Source organism: Mesorhizobium sp. B2-3-15 (assembly GCF_006442875.1).
GTDB lineage: Bacteria > Pseudomonadota > Alphaproteobacteria > Rhizobiales > Rhizobiaceae > Mesorhizobium > Mesorhizobium australicum.
The window spans coordinates 334,080-354,411 of sequence record NZ_VFVO01000002.1 but is presented as its reverse complement, the minus strand read 5'-3'; the positions used below and the strand labels follow the sequence as shown (position 1 = coordinate 354,411).

Below are 20,332 nucleotides of genomic sequence, written 5' to 3'. Positions count from 1 at the left end.
ATCGGGTTGCGCTCGGCAGGCGTTGATGGTTTGTTGCCGGTCAGCGGAGATCAAGTGATGCGAGAATCCATGGGTCAAGACGAATACGGGTCGGCGAACCCCTTCGATCCGGACGACCTGCCGAATTTGAACGCGATCGGACCAGGGATCGGCAATAACGACTTCGAGAAGTACGCGGTCGCCGTGATCATCGTGTTCGGCGCCCTGATCATCGGCGGCTTGATGGCCGCGTCGATGACTTTCGGCCACCGCAACGGGTTCCTGTTCGCGCTGGGCGGTGCCACGTCGGCCTGGATATCGGGAAACGCGCTGCTGCTCGACCGGCCACGCATCTATGCGCTGTTCGTCGGCATCGCCGCCTTGATGCTGATCGCGTCGACCATCACGCTGGTGACCTGACGGCTCCCGGGCCATGAGGCGGAGGCCGGTCCCGAAAGGCGGAATCCGGCCTCATCCGGAAAGCAACGGTCTTGCGGCCTATCAATATCCGAGCGCTTCGCCGGATGCCGCGCGGCTGTCGATGGCGCCATTGTAGCGCGCGCCGCCGCCCTTCTCGATTTCCGCCAGGCTCTTGCCGCCGACGAGAATGCCCGCCGCCTGGCCCCAGCTCTGGTCACTGAGATCAAGGCGATAGCCCATCCCGGCCAGCAGTCTTTCTGTATCCGGCGAAAGGCCGAACGGCTCGACATAGACGGTATCGGGCAGCCATTGGTGATGAATGCGCGGCGCGTCGATCGCCTCCTGGATGTTCATGCCGTGGTCGATCACGTTGACGATGGCTTCCAGCGTGATGGTGATGATGCGCGAGCCGCCTGGGCTGCCGATGACCATGAACGGCTTGCCATCCTTGGCCACCACGGTCGGGCTCATCGAGGACAGCGGCGTCTTCTTCGGCTGGATGGCATTGGCTTCGCCCTGGACGAGGCCATAGAGATTGGGCACGCCGGGTTTCTGGGTGAAGTCGTCCATCTCGTTGTTGAGCAGGATGCCGGTGCCGTCGGCGACCACGCCGGCACCGAACGAACCGTTGAGCGTGTAGGTGACCGCGACCGCGTTGCCGTCCTTGTCGATGATCGAATAGTGCGTCGTCTCCTTCGACTCGCCGAAGCCCTTCGGCATCAGATCCTGCGACACGCCGGCGCGGAACGGATCGATCTTGTCGCGGATGTCCTTGGCATAGGCTTTGTCCAGCAGCCTGGAGACGGGGTTGTCGACGAAATCGGGATCGCCGAGCGCGGAGTTGCGGTCGACATAGGCGTGGCGCATCGCCTCGACCATGACGTGGACGGTCTCGGCCGAGCCGGCGCCGAGATAGGACAGCGGATAGCCTTCCAGCACGTTGAGGATTTCGCAGATGATGACGCCGCCTGAGCTCGGCGGCGGCGAAGAGATGATCTCGTAGCCGCGATAGGAGCAGGTGACGGGCTTCAACTCGCGCACCGCGTATTGTTCGAAATCACCCTTGGCCAGGATACCGCCCTTGGCGCCGCTCGCCTTGGCGATGGCGTCGGCGATGGCGTCGGCGATGGCGCCCTTGTAAAAGGCATCGGGACCTCTCTCGGAAATGGCCGAGAGCGACGCGGCAAGGTCGGGCTGAACCAGCTTCTCGCCGACGCCATAGGGCTTGCCATCGGTTTTGAGGAAGGCCGCCGCCGCCGCTGGGTCCTTCGCCAACCTTTCGGCGCTGCCAGCGAACGAAGCCGCATCGCCCTGGTTGAGGACGAACCCATCTCTGGCATAGGCGATCGCCGGCGCCATCAGGTCCTGCCTGGACAAGGTGCCATATTTCTGGCGCGCCATCTCGAAACCAGCCACCGAGCCTGGTACGCCGACCGCGAGATAGCCGTCCAGGCTAGCGCCCTTCACCGGGTTGCCGTCCTTGTCGAGATACATGGTCTTGGTCGCGGCAAGCGGCGCCCGCTCGCGGAAATCGAGGAAGGTCGATTTGCCGTCCTTGAAGCGGATGGTCATGAAGCCACCGCCGCCGATATTACCGGCATTGGGATAGACGACGGCCAAGGCATAGCCGACGGCGACCGCCGCATCGACGGCATTGCCGCCCTTTTTCAACACCTCGACGCCGACTTCGGAAGCCAGATGCTGGGCCGTGACGACCATGCCGTTCTCGCCCTTGGCCGGTGCCGGCGACGCGGCGAAAGCCGATGGCGAAAAGGCGAAGGCGATGGAAAGACCGAGGGCGATCAATGTCCTACGGGTGAGATGCATGGCGGGTTCTCCAAGTGGTGCTTGCCTAGAAGAGCTACTTGGAGCGATCGAGTCCATCTTCAATAAAGACATTCACGGGTTGGTGACTGCTCGCTTGTGGTGGAGATGCAGGGCAGAGGAGGCGTGAAGGATCGCCAACTTTCGGACGTCGGCGCGACAGCGTCCCCTCTGTCCTGCCGGACATCTCCCCCGCAAAGGGGAAGATCGGCTCTACCTCAAACGATCCCGCCGGAACCACCTGCGACGGCTGGCCGCTCCGCCGCGACCTTGGCGCGATAGCCCGCCGCCCGGTATGCGGCGACAGGATCGATGGCGCCACCTGTCTTCAGCCGTGCCATGGCAAGGATCGGCTCGACATCGGTTCGGTAGGCCGCCTTCAGCGTCTGCGTCGCCATCAGCGCGTCATTGCCGTCCTGGAACCCTTCAAGCGCCTTTCGGTCGATCAGCAGCGCCTGCGCGTAGGCGCGCTGCACCTCGACCGCCGACAGCATCAGGCTTTCGATCGGATCGGTGACGTTGTGGCTCTGGTCGAGCATATGGGCGGGGTCGAACCCCTCGGGGCCTGACAGCTCGGCATCGACCAATTCGTTGAAAACCAGGAACAGCCGATAGGGGTCGATCGACCCGGCATCGAGGTCGTCGTCGCCATATTTCGAATCGTTGAAGTGGAAGCCGCCGAGTTTTTTGAACTGAATCAGCCGTGAGACGATCATCTCGATGTTGACGTTGGGCGCATGATGGCCGAGGTCGACCAGGCAGAAGGCCTTGTCGCCGAGCTCCCTTGATATGATGTAGTTGGTGCCCCAGTCCTGCACGACGGTGGAGTAAAAGGCAGGTTCATACATCTTGTGTTCGGTGAACAGCTTCCAGTCGTCCGGCAGCCCGGCATAGATCTCCTTCATCGCGTCGAGATAGCGCTCGAACGCCTTGGCGAAATTGACCTGGCCGGGGAAGTTGGAGCCGTCGCCGATCCACACCGTCAGCGCCTTCGACCCAAGCGTCTTGCCGATCTCGATGCATTCGAGATTGTGCTCGACCGCCTGACGACGCGTGTCGGCGTCGGCATGCGACAGCGAACCGAATTTGTAGGAAAGCGTCTGGTCCTTCGCGTCGGAAAAGGTGTTGGAGTTCATCGCATCGAAGCCAAGCCCGAAGCGGGAGGCCGCCTGCTTCAGCCGGTTCGGATCGGCCTTGTCCCAAGGAATGTGCAGCGACACGGTCGGCGTCGCCTGCGTCAACTGCTGGATGACGGCGCAATCCTCGATCTTGTCGAAGATGTCGCGCGGCTCACCGGCGCCGGGAAAGCGGGCGAAGCGGGTGCCGCCGGTGCCGACGCCCCAGGACGGGATCGCGACCGCGAAGTTTTCCACCTTGTCGCGGACAGAGTCGATGGCGATGCCGCGTCGGTCGAGGCGCTCGCCGAGCGAGGCATAGTCACGCTCGAGGTCAATCTTGCGCGCGGCGTTACTGCTGGCGACGATGTCGGCGGAGATGATGGATTCGGACACTGCTGTTCCTCCCAGAATGCATTCGGTCGGCGGCGCCCCTCATCCGCCAGCCGGAAACTTCTCCCCGTATAGCGACGGGAGAGAAGGGCCAGCGTGAGCGCCGGCGAGCGGCTACCGCGTAAAGCTTTGTGCGTTGCCGGCGTCGACGTTGATGATGTTGCCGGTCGACTTGGCCGACATGTCGGAGGCGAGGAAATAGATCGCCTCCGCGATGTCTTCCGGGAAGACGGAGCGCTTCAGCATCGAACGCGAGCGGTAGTGCTCTTCCAGATCGTCGGTCGACATCTTGTAGGCGGCGGCACGCTGTTCCTTCCACTCGCCGGTCCAGATCTTCGAGCCGCGCAGCACCGCATCCGGGTTGACGACATTGACCCTGATCTGCGCTTCCGCGCCCTCCAGCGCCAGGCAGCGGGCGAGATGAATTTCGGCCGCCTTGGCGGTGCAATAGGCGGCGGCGTTGGGCGATGCCGCCAGGCCATTCTTGGAGGCGACAAAGACGACGTTGCCGCCGATCTTCTGTACCCGGAACAGCCGGAATGCTTCCCTGGAGACCAGGAAATAGCCTGTGGACAGGATGTCCATGTTCTTGTTCCACAGCGCCAGGGTCGTCTCCTCGATCGGCGCCGACGATGCCAAGCCGGCATTCGAGACCAGAATGTCGATGCCGCCGAACTCGACGGCCGTCTCGGCGAAGCCGGCGACGACCTGGTCCTCCGAGGTGACGTTGATGAGAACTGGGCGGACGAAATCCCTGCCATAGGCTTTTGCCAGTTCCTCGTTGGCGCCGGCGAGTGCCGCCTCGTCGATATCGGCCAGCACGACGCAGGCGCCTTCGCGCAGCAGGCGGTTGGCCGTGGCGCGGCCGATGCCGCCGGCGCCGCCGGTGACCAGTGCGACCTGGCCGGCGAGAGACTTCGGCTTCGGCATGCGCTGCAGCTTCAAATCCTCGAGCAGCCAATACTCGATGTCAAAAGCCTCCTGCGCTGGCAGGCCAACATAGGACGAGACGGTGGAAGCGCCGCGCATGACGTTGATGGCGTTGACGTAGAACTCGCCCGAGATACGCGCTGTCGCCTTGTCGCCGGCGAAGGTGAACATGCCGACGCCGGGCATCAGATAGACCACCGCGTTGGGGTCGCGGATGGCAGGCGAATCCGCATGCTTGCAGCTGTCGTAATAGGCTTGGTAGCCGACACGATATTCGGCAATGTCGTCGGCGAGTCGCGCGATGACGGCATCGACGTCGGGCTTTGCGGGATCGAATTCGATCACCAGCGGGCGGATCTTGGTGCGCAGGAAGTGGTCCGGGCACGAGGTGCCGAGGGCTGCCAGCGGGCGCAAATTCTTGGAGTTGACGAATTCGAGCACGGCGGGCGAGTCATCGAAATGGCCGAGCTTATGGCTCTTTTCCGAGATCAGGCCGCGAATCCTGGGCATCAGCTTGGCGGCAATCGCTCGGCGGGCAGCGGCATCGAGCGACTTCACCACCTCCCCACCGAAGATCGCCACGCCTTCGGAGCGGCGCTCGAACCACTCTATCGCCTGGTTGATCACCGAAATCGTCGTTTCGTAGCACTCCTTCGGCGTATCGCCCCAGGTGAACAGGCCGTGGCTTTCGAGGATGACGCCCTTGGCGGTGGGGTGTTCGACGCAGAATTTCTCCAGCCACAGGCCGAGTTCGAAGCCCGGCCGCTTCCACGGCAGCCAGCCAATGGCATCGCCGAATATCTCGTTCGTCAGCACCCTGGAATCCTTGGCGGCGGCGATGGCGATGATGGCATCGGGATGCATGTGGTCGACAAAAGGCTTCGGCACATAGGCGTGCAGCGGCGTGTCGATCGAGGCCGCGCGCGGATTGAGGTTGAAGGTGCAGTGGGGAAGATAGCCCACCATCTCGTCCTCGTGCTCGACGCCGCGATAAAGCCCCTTCAGCGCCCGCAGCTTGTCCATGTAAAGGGTGGCGAAGCCGTCAAGCTTGATCGAGGCGCTGTCGCCGCCCGACCCCTTCACCCACAGCACTTCCACATCCTGGCCGGTGAGCGGATCCTTCTGCCATATCTTCGAGGAGGTGTTGCCGCCGCCATAATTGGTGACGCGCTTGTCGGAGCCGAGCGTGTTCGAGCGATAGACCAGCAGCTCGGGCTCGCTCATCCCCTTCGCCTTCGCATCCTCCCACAGATTGGCGAGGCGCGAGCCGGAGCGCTTGTCGAGCATAGGTAATCCTCCCTTTGGAGCGCGCACCATGCGCTCCTTTTTCGCTCGGGAATGTCTACGCAAGAGGCGAGCTTGTCAATCACAAACGATCAATATCAATCATATTGCACTGCACAATGAAATTATATGATCGGAAATGATTGACACTGCTCGGTTTGGGTGCCTAGATGCTCAGGCAGGGAGGAACCATGCACGAAAAAGAGCGCCACAGGATCATTCTGTCCGCCGTCCAGGAAAAACCTGTGGTGACGGTGCAGGAAATGGTCGACCTGACGGAATCGTCCGAGGCGACGATCCGGCGCGACATCGCGGCTCTCCATGTCCAGAAGCGCCTGCGCCGTGTGCGCGGCGGTGCTGAAGCAATATCGCCGCCGCAGTTCATCGGGCTGGCCGGCCGGCCCTTCTCCGTCAACGAAACGCTCAACGCGGCGCAGAAGCGGGCGATCGCTCGTGAAGCGGTCGAACTGTGCAAGGACGGCGAGCCGATCATCATCAATGGCGGTACCACCACCTTCCAGATGGTGCATTTCCTGACCGGCCTCCGCATGCCGATCTTCACCAATTCGTTCCCGATCGCCGAGCACCTGCTCAAGCACTCCAAGAACACGGTCATGCTGTCGGGCGGCACCATCTATCGCGAGCAGAACATCATCCTGTCGCCCTTCGACAATGACGTGACGCGCAATTTCTACGCACGCCGCATGTTCATGGGCGCTCAGGGACTGGGGCCGCTCGGCCTGATGGAAGGCGATCCACTGCTGATCCAGGCGGAGCAGAAGCTGATCGACCAGGCCGACGAGTTGGTGGTGCTGGTCGATTCCTCGAAATTCCGCAAACGCTCCAGCCTGATCCTGTGCGGTCTTTCGCGCATTGCCACCGTCATCACCGACGACGGCATCGAGGACCGCGAGGCAAAGATGCTGGAAGCCGCGGGGGTGACGTTGATCGTCGCCCGCAAGTCGACAAAGGAAGAATCTTCACTGCAGGCCTGAGACACCTCACGCCCGCAGCGGCGATGGAATGCAACGCTCAAGGGAGGAAATTCGATGAGCTTCTTGAAGAAACTGATGGTGACGGCGGCCTTCTCGGCCGCCATGTTCGTGAATGCCGCGTACGCGGAAAACGTCAAGATCGCGCTGGTGGTGAAGTCGCTCGGCAACGGCTTCTTCGATGCCGCCAACAAGGGCGCGCAAGAGGCGGCTAAGGAACTCGGCGACGTCGACATCATCTACACCGGCCCGACCAAGGCGACCGCCGAGGCGCAGATCGAAGTGGTCAATTCGCTGATCGCGCAGAAGGTCAACGCCATCGCGATTTCGGCCAATGACGCCGACGCGCTGGTGCCGGTGCTGAAGAAGGCGATGGAACGCGGCATCACCGTCATCTCCTGGGATTCGGGCGTCGCCAAGGAAGGCCGCCAGCTTCACCTCAACCCGTCCGACACCGGCCTGATCGGCGAGACCATCATCAAGCTTGCCGCCGACTATCTGCCGGAAGGCGGCGATGTCGCCATCCTGTCGGCCTCCTCGACCGCGACCAACCAGAATTCCTGGATCGAAGCGGCCAAGAAGGTGCTGCCGGAGAAGTTCCCCAAGATCAAGCTGGTCGCCACCGTCTATGGCGATGACGATTCGGCCAAGAGCACCGACGAGGCCAAGGGCCTGTTGAAGTCCTATCCGAACCTCAAGGCGATCATCGCGCCGACCACCGTCGGCGTCGTCGCCGCCGCCCAGGTGGTCACCGACGAGAACCTGATCGGCAAGGTCAACGTCACCGGTCTGGCGCTGCCGTCCGAGTTCAAGAAGTTCATCGACAACGGCGCCAGCCAGGCCGTTGCGCTGTGGAACCCGATCGACCTCGGCTACTCCGCCGTCTACCTCGCCCACGACCTGGCGGTGAAGAAGGAAGAGGCCAAGCCGGGTGCGACGCTGTCGATCGGCCGCGTCGGCAAGGTGACGCTCGACGACACCAACTCGGCCGCGATGGCTCCGCCCTTCCAGTTCGACAAGAGCAACATCGAGAAGTTCTCCAAGATCTATTGATCTCGGAGCTTTCAAGCTGGCGCGGCGGGACTCACATCCCGCCGCGACTTCAAACGGACCTAGTTTCAGGGCTTGATACGGATATGGACACGACGGCCCGACACAGCGAGACTGACGAGCGGCTTCCGGCCTCCGCTCCGCGCCTGGCACTGTCCGGCATCTCCAAGAGCTTCCCCGGTGTCCGTGCCCTGCACAATGTCAGCCTGTCGCTCTATCCCGGCCAGGTGACCGCGCTGATCGGCGAGAATGGCGCCGGCAAGTCGACGCTGGTCAAGATCATGACCGGCATCTACCAGCCCGATGCGGGCACGATCAGCATCGACGGCCAGGCCGTCGCGCTGCCCAGCGCGCACGCCGCCTTCGGCCACGGCGTCACCGCCATCCATCAGGAAACCGTGCTGTTCGACGATCTCAGCGTCGCCGAAAACATCTTCCTCGGCCATGCGCCGCGCACGCGCTTCGGCACCATCGACTGGCGCACGATGCGCAAGAATGCGCGCGAAGTGCTCGACACCATGCATGCCGGCCATATCGATGCCGATGCGCGGCTCAGGGATCTCGGCATCGCCAACAAGCATCTCGTCGCCGTCGCGCGCGCCATGTCGATCGACTCCCAGATCGTCATCATGGACGAGCCGACCGCAGCCCTTTCGATGAAGGAGATCGAGGAGCTTTTCCTTTTGATCGAATTCCTCAAGGAGCAGGGCAAGGCGATCCTGTTCATCAGCCACAAGTTCGACGAGATCTATCGCATTGCCGATCGCTACACGGTGTTCCGCGACGGCGAGATGGTCGGCGAAGGCCTGATCAGGGATGCCGGCCAGAGCCAGATCGTGCGCATGATGGTCGGCCGTTCGGTCGACCACATCTTTCCGCAGCGCAAGGCCGAGATCGGCGCGCCGGTGCTTTCCGTTTCCGGCCTGTCGCATCCGACCGAGTTCAGGGATATCGGCTTCGAACTGCACAAGGGTGAGATTCTTGGCTTCTATGGCCTGGTCGGCGCCGGGCGCAGCGAGGTGATGCAGGCGATTTCAGGCATTACCCGCATAAGCGCCGGCACGATCACGCTGGATGGCAAGGCGATCGCGCCGAAATCGGCCGCGGATTCGATCGAGGCCGGCATCGTCTACGTCCCGGAAGAACGCGGCAAGCAGGGCGTGGTTATCGGCCTGCCGATCTTCCAGAATGTTTCGCTGCCATCGCTCGCCCGCACCTCCAAATCAGGCATGCTGCGGCTGGCGGAGGAGTTTTCGCTGGCCCGTTCCTACACGGAACGGCTCGACCTCAGGGCCTCCTCGCTCAGCCAGGATGTCGGCACGCTATCGGGCGGCAACCAGCAGAAGGTGGTCATCGCCAAATGGCTGGCGACCGCGCCCAAGGTGATCATCCTGGACGAGCCGACCAAGGGCATCGATATCGGCTCCAAGGCCGCCGTGCACGGCTTCATGGCCGAACTGGTGGCGCAGGGCTTGTCGGTAATCATGGTGTCGTCCGAACTGCCTGAAATTCTCGGCATGTCCGATCGCGTCGTCGTCATGCGCGAGGGCCTTGTCGCGGCGGTCTACGACAACAAGGGACTGGATGCCGAGACGCTGGTCAGGACAGCAGCAGGGATCGCGGCATGAAAGCTTTCCTCAAATACCGCGAAATCTGGCTGCTCGCGGCCATCGTCGCCTTGATCGGGCTGATCTCGACGCGCTTCCCCGCCTTTGCCGACCCCGGCAATCTGCGCCAGGTGTTCAACGACACCTCGATCCTGATGATCCTGGCGCTCGGCCAGATGGTCGTCATCCTGACGCGCTCGATCGACCTGTCGATGGCGTCGAACCTCTGTTTCACCGGAATGGTGGTGGCGATGCTGAACGCCGCGCACCCGGCGATCCCGATCCCGCTGCTGATCGTCATCGCGCTCGCAGTCGGGCTGGTGCTCGGCGCCATCAACGGCCTTTTGGTGTGGCGTCTGAACATCCCCTCGATCGTGGTGACGCTGGGCACGCTCACCATCTATCGCGGCGCCACTTTCGTCCTGTCCGGCGGCGCCTGGGTCAATGCCGACAGGATGAGTCCGGATTTCATCGGCTTCCAGCGCGCTGCTTTCCTCGGCATTCCGGTTCTGTCCTGGATCGCCATCCTGGTGATCGCGCTGTTCTTCGTGCTGATGACGCGCACCGCGCTCGGCCGCTCGATCTATGCCATCGGCGTCAATCCGACGGCGTCCGTCTATACCGGCATCGATGTCGGGCGGACCAAATTCATCGTCTTCTGCATCTCCGGCATGATCGGTGGCCTCTGCGGTTATCTCTGGATCTCGCGCTATGTGATCGCCTCGGTCGAGGTCGCCAACGGCTATGAGTTGAACATCATCGCCGCCTGCGTCATCGGGGGCATATCGATCGCCGGCGGCATCGGCTCGGTCGGCGGCGCCGTGCTCGGCGCGCTGTTCCTCGGCATCATCTCCAACGCTTTGCCGGTCATCAACATCTCGCCCTTCTGGCAGATGGCGATTTCGGGGAGCGCCATCATCCTGGCGGTCGTGCTCAACGCGCGCGGCGAACGCCAGCAAGGCCGCATCATCCTCAAGAAAGTGGAAGCGGTGACATGACCGACGTCCCCGCCCCGCGCCACATTCCCGACCGGCTCGACAAGCCGCTCTCTTCGGCGATCTTTTCCTGGGAAGCGCTGCTGGTCGTGGTGGCCATCGCCATCTTTGCCATCAACAGTTTCGCCTCACCCTATTTCCTCGATCCGTATTCGCTGTCCGATCTCACCTTCAATTTCACCGAGAAGGGCCTGATCGCGTTCGCCATGGCGCTGCTGATCATTTCGGGCGAGATCGACCTGTCGGTGGCCGCCATCATCGCGCTCGCCTCGACCATGATGGGCATGGCGGTGCAGGCCGGCGCCGGCACGCCAGTGCTTGTCCTGATCGGCATCGTCGTCGGGCTCGGCTGCGGCGCCTTCAACGGACTGCTGGTCACGCGCCTCGGTTTGCCTTCCATCGTCGTCACCATCGGCACGATGAGCCTGTTTCGCGGCATCGCCTTCATCACTCTCGGCGACCAGGCCTACAAGGGCTATCCCGAAAGCTTCGCCTTCTTCGGCCAGGGTTATGTCTGGTGGGTGGTGTCGTTCGAACTGGTGCTCTTCCTCATCGCCGCGGTGGTCTACTGGGTCCTGCTGCACCGCACGAGTTTCGGCCGCCGGGTCTTCGCGATCGGCAACAATCCGGTCGCGGCGCAGTTTTCCGGCGTGCGCGTCGGCCGCATAAAATTCATCCTGTTTTGCCTGACCGGCCTGATGTCGGGCATCGCCTCGGTGCTGATCACGTCGCGGCTCGGCTCGACGCGTCCGTCGATCGCACAGGGCTATGAGCTGGAGGTCATCACCATGGTGGTGCTCGGCGGCGTCAGCATCCTCGGCGGCGCCGGCAGCATCGTCGGCGTGGTGCTTGCCGCCCTGATCATGGGGCTGGTGACCTTCGGCCTCGGCCTGCTCAACGTGCCCGGCATCGTCATGTCGATCTTCATCGGCCTGCTGCTGATCACCGTCATCGCGCTGCCGATCGTCTGGCGGCGGCTGCGCGGGGGACGCCTGGCCTGATGCCCGAGAAATACGCATTCAAGATGATGCTCAAACCCGGCATGAAGGCCGAGTACAAAAAGCGCCACGATGAAATCTGGCCGTCGCTGGTCGCGTTGCTGAAGCAGGCCGGCATCTCCGACTACTCCATCCATCTCGACGAAGAGACGAACATCCTGTTCGGCGTGCTGTGGCGGCGCGATGATCACGGCATGGACGATCTGCCTAAGCATCCGGTGATGCAGCGCTGGTGGGCTGAAATGGCCGACATCATGGAGGCGAAACCGGATAACGAGCCGGTGGCGGTGCCGCTGGAAATGATGTTCCATATGGAATGAGCGCGGTCCGCCACATCGCCGTCATCGACATCGGCAAGACCAACGCCAAGGTGGCGCTGGTCGATCTCGCCACATTGAGGGAGGTGACGCTGCGCCGGGTGGCGAACGCGCCGGTGCGACAAGCGCCCTACCCGCATCACGATGTCGACGCGCTGTGGGCGTTCATCCTCGACAGCCTTGCCGACCTCAATCGCGAACAGCGCATCGACGCAGTTTCGATCACCACGCATGGCGCGACCGGCGTGCTGGTCGATGCCACGGGCGAGCTGGTGCTGCCTGTCCTCGATTATGAATACGATGGGCCCGATGAGCTGGCGTCCGACTATGACGCGATCCGCCCGCCCTTCTCCGAGACCGGCACGCCGCGCCTGCCGCTCGGCCTCAATCTCGGCGCGCAATTCTTCTGGCAGCAGCAAAGTTTCCCGACGGAGTTCGCCAGGGCAGCCGCGATGCTGATGTACCCGCAATACTGGGCGCTGCGCCTGACCGGCGTGGCCGCCAACGAGGTCACCTCGCTCGGCTGCCACACCGATTTGTGGAACCCCTGGACGGGGGATTTTTCGGCGCTGGTCGATCGCCTGGGCTGGCGCGAGCTGATGGCGCCGGTGCGGCCGGCCAGGGACCGGCTTGGCTCGATCCTGCCCGCGCTTGCGGAGCGGACCGGGCTCGATCCACAAACCCCGGTCTTTTGCGGCCTGCACGATTCCAACGCCTCGCTGCTGCCCCACCTCCTGTCAGATGCGCCGCCCTTCTGCGTGGTCTCGACCGGCACCTGGGTGGTGTCGATGGCGGTCGGCGTCAAGACGGTGGCGCTCGATCCGGCAAGGGATACGCTGGTCAATGTCAATGCGCTCGGCGACCCCGTGCCCTCGGCGCGGTTCATGGGTGGCCGCGAATTCTCGCTGCTGACCGAGGGCTCGGCGCAGAGCTGGAGCGACAGCGATGTCACCGCGGTGCTGGCGCGCAAGACATTGCTTTTGCCTTCGATCCAGCAAGGCTCGGGGCCGTTTCCGCATCACACCGCCGCATGGCGCAAGGGCGAGGCGATCCCTCCCGGCCAACGCTTTGCCGCCATCTCCTTCTACCTGGCGCTGATGACGGCGACCTGCCTCGACCTCGTCGGCGGCGATGGCCCGACGACCGTCGAGGGGCCTTTCGCGCGCAATCAATTGTTCACGCGGATGCTCGCCGCGAGCACTGGCCGCGCCGTCATCGCATCGGAAGCCGCTACCGGCACCAGCATCGGGGCCGCCCTGCTTGCATCGGACCAGCGCGCGGCGCATGGCAAAGGTCAAACACTGGAGCCGCCGGCCGATCCGGCCTGGGCGGAGTATATCAGCGCATGGCGGGCGGCCGTCGAGGCTATTGGCTGATCAGAGAATCCGCTTGCCGAAGGCCGACATGACGAAGTTGACCGCGTCGCTACCGATCCTGGGCTCCAGATCGGCACCCAGGCCGGAGACATCCATCGAAAGCAGCCCGCCGGAAAGCGCGATCGCCTCCATCGCCTGATGCGTCTCGCGCACGGTGAGGCCGCCGGAGCCAGCCGCCCAGCCGGCGAATTCGGTCGCCGTGGGCGAATAACTGACATGAAACCCTTGCGTGCCCGAGGTGGCGATGCGGATTGCCTCGTGCATCAGGTCGCGCATGCCCATCGCGTCGATATCGGTCATCGTGAAGGCCGAGACGCGCGAATCCTTCAGGACCCGCACTTCCGCCGGATCGGCTTGGCGCAGTCCGATGATGACGACGTTTTCCGGCGACAGCTGCGGCTGCAGCGCGCCGGCCTTGTGGTCGAGGCCAAGCGAGCGCGCCAGTACCGACGCCTCCGGCAGGTCGATGCCATCTTCGTCCTCCGGCATCAGCGCGGCGATGGAATCGATCCAGATCAGGCCGAAGGAGTGGGTCGCGCGGGCCGTTGCGGTCAGCGCCTTGTGCGCGATGCGACGATCGGCGCCGGCGGCGAACCGGATCAGGCCCGAGGGCGGCCGATCGATATCGGCCAGTTCGACGACGTCGAAATTCATCGACTCCAGCCGGGCGCCGGTTGCTTCGCGCGCGAGGATGCGAGCCGCTTCCGCTTCGGCCGAGATCGACACCATCTTGCGGCCGGAGAAATCCGCGACATCGTGCATCGGTGCTTTTTCGACATATTCCGAGGTCATGGCCAGAAGCATGGCGCCGTAGCTCATGCGGAAGGCGACGCGGTCACCAACGGCGAGCGGCGGGTCGGCATCCTGCACATCGAGCAGCAGATGGTCACTGGAGGCGCCGAGCACCCTTATCCCCTTGGCGATCGGGATCAGCCCTTCGACCAGCACATCCTCGCGGCCGATATTGGCGATGGCGCGCAGCCTGTCGCCTTCGTCGGGAAAGACCGGCTGGTTGCCGAAGGCGTCGTAGCCGGAGGTGCCGATCGGCCGCGACGGCTTGAGCTTGACCTCGATGACGTCGCTGGTCAGCCGGCAGGCATCGGGTTCGAGTTCCGCCCATGGGACATCGCGGAAGGTCTCGACACCGCCCTGCAGGATCGCCTCGCCGATGCGCAAATTGTTGATGCCGGCCGGCAATTTGCCTTCGAGCAGCAGCGGCAGCGACGACGACGCGCCGCCGGAGATGAAGTCCAGGCTTTTCCCGGACAGGCGTTCGGTCTTGTAGGCATGAGCGACGAGCTGGCCGAGATTTTCCTCCGTCGGCATGATGGCGCCGAAGCAACCGAGATTGGTGCCGATGCCGGCGATGCGCACGCCCTTCATGTCGAGAATCCGCTCGACCGTGTGGATGAGGTCGTTCGGCCAGATGCCTTCGCGGAGGTCGCCGAGATCGATCATCAGCATGATGTCGTGGACGCGGCCCATACGCTCGGCGGTGCGCGAGATCTCGCGGATGATCGTCAGCTCCGACTGCAGGCTGACGTCGACGGTGCGCACCACCTCCTCGACGCGCGCCATCGGCGGGCTGCGCAACAGCATGATCGGCGCGCTGATACCGCTGTCGCGCAGCCGGCGGATGTTTTCGAAACGCGACTCGGCGATCCCGGAGACGCCGCCGCGCAGCATGGCGCGTGCCACCTGCGGCATGCCGCAAGTGCCCTTGGTGACGCCGAAAACCTTGATGCCCGAAAGCGCGCAGCGGTCCACGATGGTGCGCGCATTGCGCTCGATGCGGCCAAGGTCGATGGCGACTTGCGGTCCCGACATCCTATCCCCTGTAGACCAGGCCTTGCGGGTCGATCTCCGGCTTGCGGCCGGCGATGAGGTCGGCGAGAAATTTTCCCGAGCCGCACGCCATGGTCCAGCCGACATGGCCGTGGCCGGTGTCGAGGTAAAGGTTGCGGTATTTCGCCTGGCCGATGACCGGCACCGAGTTCGGCATCATCGGCCGCAAACCTGCCCATAGCTCGGCCTTCCTCTCGTCGAAAGCACCGGGGAACAGGTCCTTGCCGGTTCTGAACATGGTGGCGAAGTCGCTGGGTTTGTGGGTGCGGTCGAAGCCGGTGAATTCGGCGGTCGAAGCCAACCGCAATCGATTGCCGAGGCGCGAATAGGCCATCAGCTGATCCTCGTCGGCGCCGCCCATGGTCGGGCCTTTGCTCTCATCCTCCAGCGGAATCGTCGCGGTATAGCCCTTCACCGGATAGACCGGCAGGTCGATGCCGTAGCGCCGGCCGAGCAGGCCGCTCTCCGGCCCCATCGATATGACCACCGCATCGCCGGCGATCGGTCCGGACGAGGTCATCACGGCGCGCACCCGGTCGCCTTCGATGTCGAGGCCCTCGACCGTCGTCCCATAAAGGAATCTCACGCCGAGCTTTTCGGCGGCATAGGCAGCGAGGTTTTCCACGAACTGCCGGGAATCACCGGTCTGGTCGATCGGCGAGTAGACACCGCCGGCGATCTTTTCCTTCACCCCGGCAAGACCTGGTTCAAGCTCGACCAGCCGGTCGCGGCCGACGATCTCGATGGGCAGGCCATGCTCGGCCAGATAGCGGTAATTGTCGGTGCCGGTGTCGAGACTGTGCTGCGAGCGGAAGAAGTAGAGGATGCCCTTCTTGCGCTCGTCGTAATGGATGCCGGTATCGGCGGATATGGCGTTGATGCAGTCGCGCGAATAGAGCGCCAGCCGCAGCTTGACCTGGCTGTTTGCCCGCAGGCGGGCCACCGTGCACTGGCGAAGGAAGCGCAGGCTCCAGGCGAGGAAATAGGGATCGAAGCGCAGCCGCACCTTGATGCCGAGATCATGATTGTAGAGCCCGCGCAGGAACGTCTTGAGTGCCGCGGGCGAGGCCCAGGCGGTGGCGTCACCTGGAGACACCAGCCCGGCATTCGACTGGCTGGTGCCTCGCGCCGGCGCGGCATGACGCTCGATGACGGTGATCTCGTGGCCGTCGGCGGCCAGATAGTAGGCTGCCGCCGTCCCGACGACGCCGGCTCCAAGCACCGTTATCTTCATGCCTTCCCCCAAAGCTCATCGCGGCACCGCGCCTCCACGCTGTGTCGCGAATGCTTCCATAGCGCGTCGCCGCGCGCCTTGCGAGCCCTGGGCTTGTGAGCCCCTGGGGAAAGCGCGCTCAGCCCCGCGCGGAGTTCTTGCTGGTCAGGATGCGTTCCCAGGACAGCGCGTCGTTGACGATCTGGTCGAGATCGTCGCGCCGCGGGGTCCAGCCCAGTTCCGACCGGGCGAGATCGGAATTCGCAACCACCGCCGCGGCATCCCCGGGACGCCGGTCGCCCATCCTGACCTCGAAATCATGGCCGAAGGCGCGCCGCACGCTTTCGATCACCTCGAGCACCGAATAACCGTGGCTGTAGCCGCAATTGGCGACGAGGCTGGCGCCCCCGGCGCGCAGCCGCTGCAAAGCCAGGCGATGCGCGGCGGCCAGATCGCTGACGTGGATATAGTCGCGCATGCAGGTGCCGTCCGGCGTCGGATAGTCGGTACCGAAGACCTGCATGAAGGGTCGCTTGCCGAGCGCGGTCTCGCAGGCGACCTTGATCAGATGGGTGGCGCCCGGAGTGGACTGGCCGGTGCGGCCCTTCGGGTCGGCGCCGGCGACGTTGAAATAGCGCAGCGCCGTGTAGCGGATGTCGTGCGCAAGGGCCGCGTCGCGCAGCATCCACTCGCTCATCAGCTTGGACAGGCCATAGGGCGATTCCGGCGCCAGGCGGGCATCCTCGCGCACCGGCTCCAGCCCGGCGCCGCCATAGACGGCGGCTGTCGAGGAGAAGATGAAATTCGGCACGCCTTCGCGGACCGCTGTTTCGATCAGCGTGCGGGTCTTCGAGGTGTTGTTCTCGTAGTAGGCGAGCGGATCGGCTACCGATTCCGGCACCACGATGGAGCCGGCGAAATGGATGATGGCGTCGACATGATTGTCCCGGATGATCCCGCCGACCAATTCCTTGTCGGAGACATCGCCGACAATCAGCTTTGCCTCCGGCGCCACTGCCCATTCGAAGCCGGTGGAAAGGCGGTCGAGAACGACCACGCTTTCGCCTGCATCCAGCAATTCCCAGACCATATGGCTGCCGATATAGCCGGCGCCGCCTGTCACCAAAACCGTCATCCCAAGTCCTCGCTCACCCAAGATCTATCGGAAACTGTCTCAACAACCGCCTTACTGGAAAGCCCGGCGCATGACCATTAGAACGAGAGGTAACCGGCGTTCACTTGATGTGGCATCATGCGGAAACAAAAGTGATCCACTGAGCGTGTCGTGAAGCGGAATAGGCCACGATCCGCCAACGTTAGGAACAGGTGCGGGGCGTGGCATTTTGACCAAAATGGCCCGGTGGACGGCCAAAAGGCCAATGATTATGATGCCGCCCAAAATTGGGAAGTCGACATGAACTATCAGCGGTTTTTCGAGGAAGCGATCGATCAGCTCCATGCCGAGCGTCGCTACCGCGTCTTCGCCGACCTGGAGCGTATCGCGGGCAAGTTTCCGCGCGCCATCTGGCGTTCCAACGGCCGCGCCGAGGAAATCACCGTCTGGTGTTCCAACGACTATCTCGGCATGGGCCAGCATCCTGACGTGATCGCCGCATTCCAGAACGCGGCCGGCAAGATGGGATCGGGCGCCGGCGGCACCCGCAACATTTCCGGCACGTCCAACCCGCTGGTCGAGCTCGAGCATGAGCTTGCCGACCTGCACGGCAAGGAGGCGGCACTCGTCTTCACCTCCGGTTTCGTCTCCAACGAAGCCTCGATCTCGACCATAGCGCGGCTTTTGCCCAATTGCCTGATCATCTCGGACGAACTGAACCATGCCTCGATGATCGAAGGCGTGCGGCGCTCGGGCGCCGAGAAAAAGATCTTCCGCCACAATGACGTCGCGCATCTGGAAAGCCTGCTGCAGACCGCGGGGCGCGAACGCGCCAAGCTGATCGTCTTCGAAAGCGTCTATTCGATGGATGGCGACATCGCGCCGATCAAGGAGATCGTCGAACTTGCCGAACGCTACAACGCCATGACCTATATCGACGAGGTCCATGCCGTCGGCATGTACGGACCGCGCGGCGGCGGCATCACCGAGCGCGAAGGCCTGGCCGACCGCATCGACATCATCGAAGGCACGCTGGCCAAGGCGTTCGGCACGCTGGGCGGTTACATCACCGGCACCAGCGCCGTCATCGACGCGGTGCGCTCCTACGCGCCGGGCTTCATCTTCACCACGGCGCTGCCGCCGGCGATCGCCGCGGCGGCCACCACCTCGATCCGTCACCTGAAGCGCTCGCAGGCCGAGCGCGACGCCCAGCAGCAGCAGGCGAGCCGAACCAAGCAGATCCTGTCGGCGGCCGGTCTGCCGGTGATGGAGTCGCCGACACATATCGTGCCGGTGCTGGTTGGCGATCCTGAACTCTGCAAGATGGCGAGCGACCGCCTGCTCGGCGTCCACGGCATCTACATCCAGCCGATCAACTACCCGACGGTGCCACGCGGTACCGAACGGCTGCGTATCACGCCGACGCCGTTCCATTCCGACGCGCTGATCGCCGAACTGCAGGACGCGCTGGTCGAAACCTGGGACGCGCTTGGCATCCCCTACGGTTCGGCGGGACGGCCCTCAGTGACCAAGAGCGACCGCATCATTCCACTGCTGGTGCCCAAGTCGGGCGGCTGAAGCCCGTTTGAAACTCTACTCCGACGGCCAGCTGACGCGGCTTTCAATTCGGGCTTCGTCAGAGTTCAGACAGTCTTCATCCACCTTGCCAGCCGGTTTGCCGCATCCTCGAGCTGGTCGAGGCGTCGGTGGAAGCACAGCCGCAGGAACGCGTCGCCACCGGGCCCGAAGGCGGTGCCGGGCGCCAGGCCGACATTGGCCTTGTCGACGATTTCGAAAGCGGCTGCCCGCGAGTCCGTGATGCCGTCGACGGTGAAGAACAGGTAGAAGGCGCCCTGCGGCACGGTGAAGCGCGCCTTGCCGGTTTCGCCGAGAATACCGCAGACCAGGTCGCGCGCTTGTCTCGCCCGCTCCACCTGTTCGGCGACGAAGGCATCGCCCTCGTCGAGCGCCGCGACCGCGCCGCGCTGCATGAACTGGGCCACGCCCGAGTTCGAATATTGGATCAGGTTCTCGAACACCTGCTGCAGGCTTGGATGCGTCTTGATCCAGCCGACGCGCCAGCCGGTCATCGCCCAGTTCTTGGAGAAGCTGTTGACGAACAGGATGCGGTCTTCCGCCTCCGCGATGTCGAGGAAGGACGGCGCGCGGCCGTGACCATAGTGGAACAGCGAATAGATCTCGTCGGCGATGATCCACAGGCCCTTGGCGCGGGCGAGATCGAGGATCGCCCGCAAGGTCTCGTGATCGGCGGTCCAGCCGGTCGGATTGGACGGCGTGTTGATGAACAACGCCTTCGTGCGCGGTGTGACCGCCGCCGCTATTTTCTCGACGTCGCATGACCAGCCATTTCCGGAATGGTCGAGCGTGACCGGCACCGGCACGGCACCCGCGATGGCGGCGGTGGCGTCGAAATTCGGCCATGCTGGCGACAGGTAGATCACCTCGTCGCCGGCTCCCGCAAGCGCGTCGAGCGCCAGCTGGATGGCATGCATGCCGGAGCCGGTGACGATGAATTGCTCCTCGGCGAAGGTCTTGGCGAAGTGCCTTTCGTAGTAGCGTGCCAGCGCCTGCCTGAGATCGGGAATGCCCCTCTGCCAGGTGTAGAACGTCTCACCGCCGGCCAGCGCCTTCGACGCCGCATCGGTGATGAAGGACGGCGTCGGCAGGTCGCCCTCGCCGGCCCAAAGCGGGATCAGGCCTTCGCGCAATCTGCCATAGTTGACGACGGCGACGATACCGCTTTCGGGCGCGGCCAGGGCCTCGGGGCGCAGGGTCTGGATCAAGGTCATGGGCAGGTCCATTGTCTCGGGGCGTTCGGAGGTGCTGTTTACCAGATGCGAAAACAGAAAACCCCGGCCG

The 20,332-nt window shown here is 63.7% G+C and carries 16 protein-coding genes; 9 read left to right on the top strand and 7 right to left on the bottom strand.

Annotation, left to right across the window (positions count from 1 at the left end; genetic code table 11):
• Nucleotides 1-57: 57 nt before the first annotated feature.
• Complete coding sequence (locus FJ954_RS05735) at nucleotides 58-399, top strand: hypothetical protein (RefSeq protein WP_015319229.1); 342 nt, start codon at nucleotides 58-60, stop codon at nucleotides 397-399.
• A gap of 81 nt (nucleotides 400-480) precedes the next feature.
• Here the strand turns inward: FJ954_RS05735 and ggt are convergent, their stop codons facing one another.
• From ggt to FJ954_RS05720, 3 genes are all read right to left on the bottom strand, one after another.
• The gene (gene ggt / locus FJ954_RS05730; RefSeq protein WP_140660709.1) at nucleotides 481-2,226 is read right to left on the bottom strand and encodes a gamma-glutamyltransferase; all 1,746 of its coding nucleotides are present in this window, start codon (nucleotides 2,224-2,226) and stop codon (nucleotides 481-483) included.
• A gap of 215 nt (nucleotides 2,227-2,441) precedes the next feature.
• Nucleotides 2,442-3,734, bottom strand: a complete 1,293-nt coding sequence (rhaI, locus tag FJ954_RS05725) for an L-rhamnose catabolism isomerase (RefSeq protein WP_140660708.1) — start codon at nucleotides 3,732-3,734, stop codon at nucleotides 2,442-2,444.
• A gap of 111 nt (nucleotides 3,735-3,845) precedes the next feature.
• Nucleotides 3,846-5,948: a bifunctional rhamnulose-1-phosphate aldolase/short-chain dehydrogenase gene (locus tag FJ954_RS05720; protein WP_140660707.1), complete on the bottom strand. Its 2,103-nt coding sequence runs from the start codon at nucleotides 5,946-5,948 to the stop codon at nucleotides 3,846-3,848.
• A gap of 188 nt (nucleotides 5,949-6,136) precedes the next feature.
• On the opposite strand from FJ954_RS05720, the gene FJ954_RS05715 reads away from it, so the two are divergent.
• The 7 genes from FJ954_RS05715 to FJ954_RS05685 all read left to right on the top strand — a co-directional run bounded on the left by FJ954_RS05715 (nucleotide 6,137) and on the right by FJ954_RS05685 (nucleotide 13,280).
• Complete coding sequence (locus FJ954_RS05715; protein WP_140614716.1) at nucleotides 6,137-6,940, top strand: DeoR/GlpR family DNA-binding transcription regulator; 804 nt, start codon at nucleotides 6,137-6,139, stop codon at nucleotides 6,938-6,940.
• Nucleotides 6,941-6,994: 54 nt separating this feature from the next.
• A complete protein-coding gene (gene rhaS / locus FJ954_RS05710) occupies nucleotides 6,995-7,990 on the top strand; it encodes a rhamnose ABC transporter substrate-binding protein (protein WP_015319234.1) in 996 nt (331 codons plus the stop codon).
• An 83-nt stretch (nucleotides 7,991-8,073) separates the two neighbouring features.
• The gene (locus FJ954_RS05705) at nucleotides 8,074-9,615 is read left to right on the top strand and encodes a sugar ABC transporter ATP-binding protein (protein WP_140660706.1); all 1,542 of its coding nucleotides are present in this window, start codon (nucleotides 8,074-8,076) and stop codon (nucleotides 9,613-9,615) included.
• Entirely contained in the window at nucleotides 9,612-10,592 is a 981-nt protein-coding gene (locus tag FJ954_RS05700; RefSeq protein WP_015319236.1) for an ABC transporter permease, read from the top strand. The genes FJ954_RS05705 and FJ954_RS05700 overlap by 4 nt, the downstream gene beginning before the upstream one ends.
• The gene (locus FJ954_RS05695) at nucleotides 10,589-11,590 is read left to right on the top strand and encodes an ABC transporter permease (protein WP_140660705.1); all 1,002 of its coding nucleotides are present in this window, start codon (nucleotides 10,589-10,591) and stop codon (nucleotides 11,588-11,590) included. The genes FJ954_RS05700 and FJ954_RS05695 overlap by 4 nt, the downstream gene beginning before the upstream one ends.
• Complete coding sequence (gene rhaM / locus FJ954_RS05690) at nucleotides 11,590-11,907, top strand: L-rhamnose mutarotase (RefSeq protein WP_140660704.1); 318 nt, start codon at nucleotides 11,590-11,592, stop codon at nucleotides 11,905-11,907. Before FJ954_RS05695 ends, rhaM begins: the two co-directional genes overlap by 1 nt.
• Nucleotides 11,904-13,280 (top strand): FGGY-family carbohydrate kinase, encoded by a 1,377-nt coding sequence (locus tag FJ954_RS05685; RefSeq protein WP_140660703.1) that lies wholly within the window; start codon nucleotides 11,904-11,906, stop codon nucleotides 13,278-13,280. The genes rhaM and FJ954_RS05685 overlap by 4 nt, the downstream gene beginning before the upstream one ends.
• Here the strand turns inward: FJ954_RS05685 and FJ954_RS05680 are convergent, their stop codons facing one another.
• From FJ954_RS05680 to galE, 3 genes are all read right to left on the bottom strand, one after another.
• Complete coding sequence (locus tag FJ954_RS05680; RefSeq protein ID WP_140660702.1) at nucleotides 13,281-15,107, bottom strand: alanine racemase; 1,827 nt, start codon at nucleotides 15,105-15,107, stop codon at nucleotides 13,281-13,283. It lies immediately after the preceding gene.
• A 1-nt stretch (nucleotide 15,108) separates the two neighbouring features.
• Nucleotides 15,109-16,359 (bottom strand): D-amino acid dehydrogenase, encoded by a 1,251-nt coding sequence (locus FJ954_RS05675; protein ID WP_140660701.1) that lies wholly within the window; start codon nucleotides 16,357-16,359, stop codon nucleotides 15,109-15,111.
• 118 nt (nucleotides 16,360-16,477) lie between these two features.
• Entirely contained in the window at nucleotides 16,478-17,473 is a 996-nt protein-coding gene (gene galE, locus FJ954_RS05670; protein ID WP_140660700.1) for a UDP-glucose 4-epimerase GalE, read from the bottom strand.
• A gap of 279 nt (nucleotides 17,474-17,752) precedes the next feature.
• On the opposite strand from galE, the gene hemA reads away from it, so the two are divergent.
• A complete protein-coding gene (gene hemA, locus FJ954_RS05665; RefSeq protein WP_140660699.1) occupies nucleotides 17,753-19,030 on the top strand; it encodes a 5-aminolevulinate synthase in 1,278 nt (425 codons plus the stop codon).
• Between the two features lie 65 nt (nucleotides 19,031-19,095).
• On the opposite strand, the gene FJ954_RS05660 is transcribed toward hemA, so the two are convergent.
• The gene (locus FJ954_RS05660) at nucleotides 19,096-20,262 is read right to left on the bottom strand and encodes a pyridoxal phosphate-dependent aminotransferase (protein ID WP_140660698.1); all 1,167 of its coding nucleotides are present in this window, start codon (nucleotides 20,260-20,262) and stop codon (nucleotides 19,096-19,098) included.
• Nucleotides 20,263-20,332 lie beyond the last annotated feature (70 nt).

Coding starts and splice junctions, on each gene's coding strand:
- FJ954_RS05715 (WP_140614716.1), top strand. CDS start 6,137: ATGCACGAAAAAGAGCGCCACAGGATCATTCTGTCCGCCGTCCAGGAA.
- FJ954_RS05675 (WP_140660701.1), bottom strand. CDS start 16,359: ATGAAGATAACGGTGCTTGGAGCCGGCGTCGTCGGGACGGCGGCAGCC.
- hemA (WP_140660699.1), top strand. CDS start 17,753: ATGAACTATCAGCGGTTTTTCGAGGAAGCGATCGATCAGCTCCATGCC.
- FJ954_RS05695 (WP_140660705.1), top strand. CDS start 10,589: ATGACCGACGTCCCCGCCCCGCGCCACATTCCCGACCGGCTCGACAAG.
- rhaM (WP_140660704.1), top strand. CDS start 11,590: ATGCCCGAGAAATACGCATTCAAGATGATGCTCAAACCCGGCATGAAG.
- galE (WP_140660700.1), bottom strand. CDS start 17,473: ATGACGGTTTTGGTGACAGGCGGCGCCGGCTATATCGGCAGCCATATG.
- FJ954_RS05700 (WP_015319236.1), top strand. CDS start 9,612: ATGAAAGCTTTCCTCAAATACCGCGAAATCTGGCTGCTCGCGGCCATC.
- FJ954_RS05735 (WP_015319229.1), top strand. CDS start 58: ATGCGAGAATCCATGGGTCAAGACGAATACGGGTCGGCGAACCCCTTC.
- FJ954_RS05685 (WP_140660703.1), top strand. CDS start 11,904: ATGAGCGCGGTCCGCCACATCGCCGTCATCGACATCGGCAAGACCAAC.
- FJ954_RS05660 (WP_140660698.1), bottom strand. CDS start 20,262: ATGACCTTGATCCAGACCCTGCGCCCCGAGGCCCTGGCCGCGCCCGAA.
- ggt (WP_140660709.1), bottom strand. CDS start 2,226: ATGCATCTCACCCGTAGGACATTGATCGCCCTCGGTCTTTCCATCGCC.
- FJ954_RS05705 (WP_140660706.1), top strand. CDS start 8,074: ATGGACACGACGGCCCGACACAGCGAGACTGACGAGCGGCTTCCGGCC.
- rhaS (WP_015319234.1), top strand. CDS start 6,995: ATGAGCTTCTTGAAGAAACTGATGGTGACGGCGGCCTTCTCGGCCGCC.
- FJ954_RS05680 (WP_140660702.1), bottom strand. CDS start 15,107: ATGTCGGGACCGCAAGTCGCCATCGACCTTGGCCGCATCGAGCGCAAT.
- FJ954_RS05720 (WP_140660707.1), bottom strand. CDS start 5,948: ATGCTCGACAAGCGCTCCGGCTCGCGCCTCGCCAATCTGTGGGAGGAT.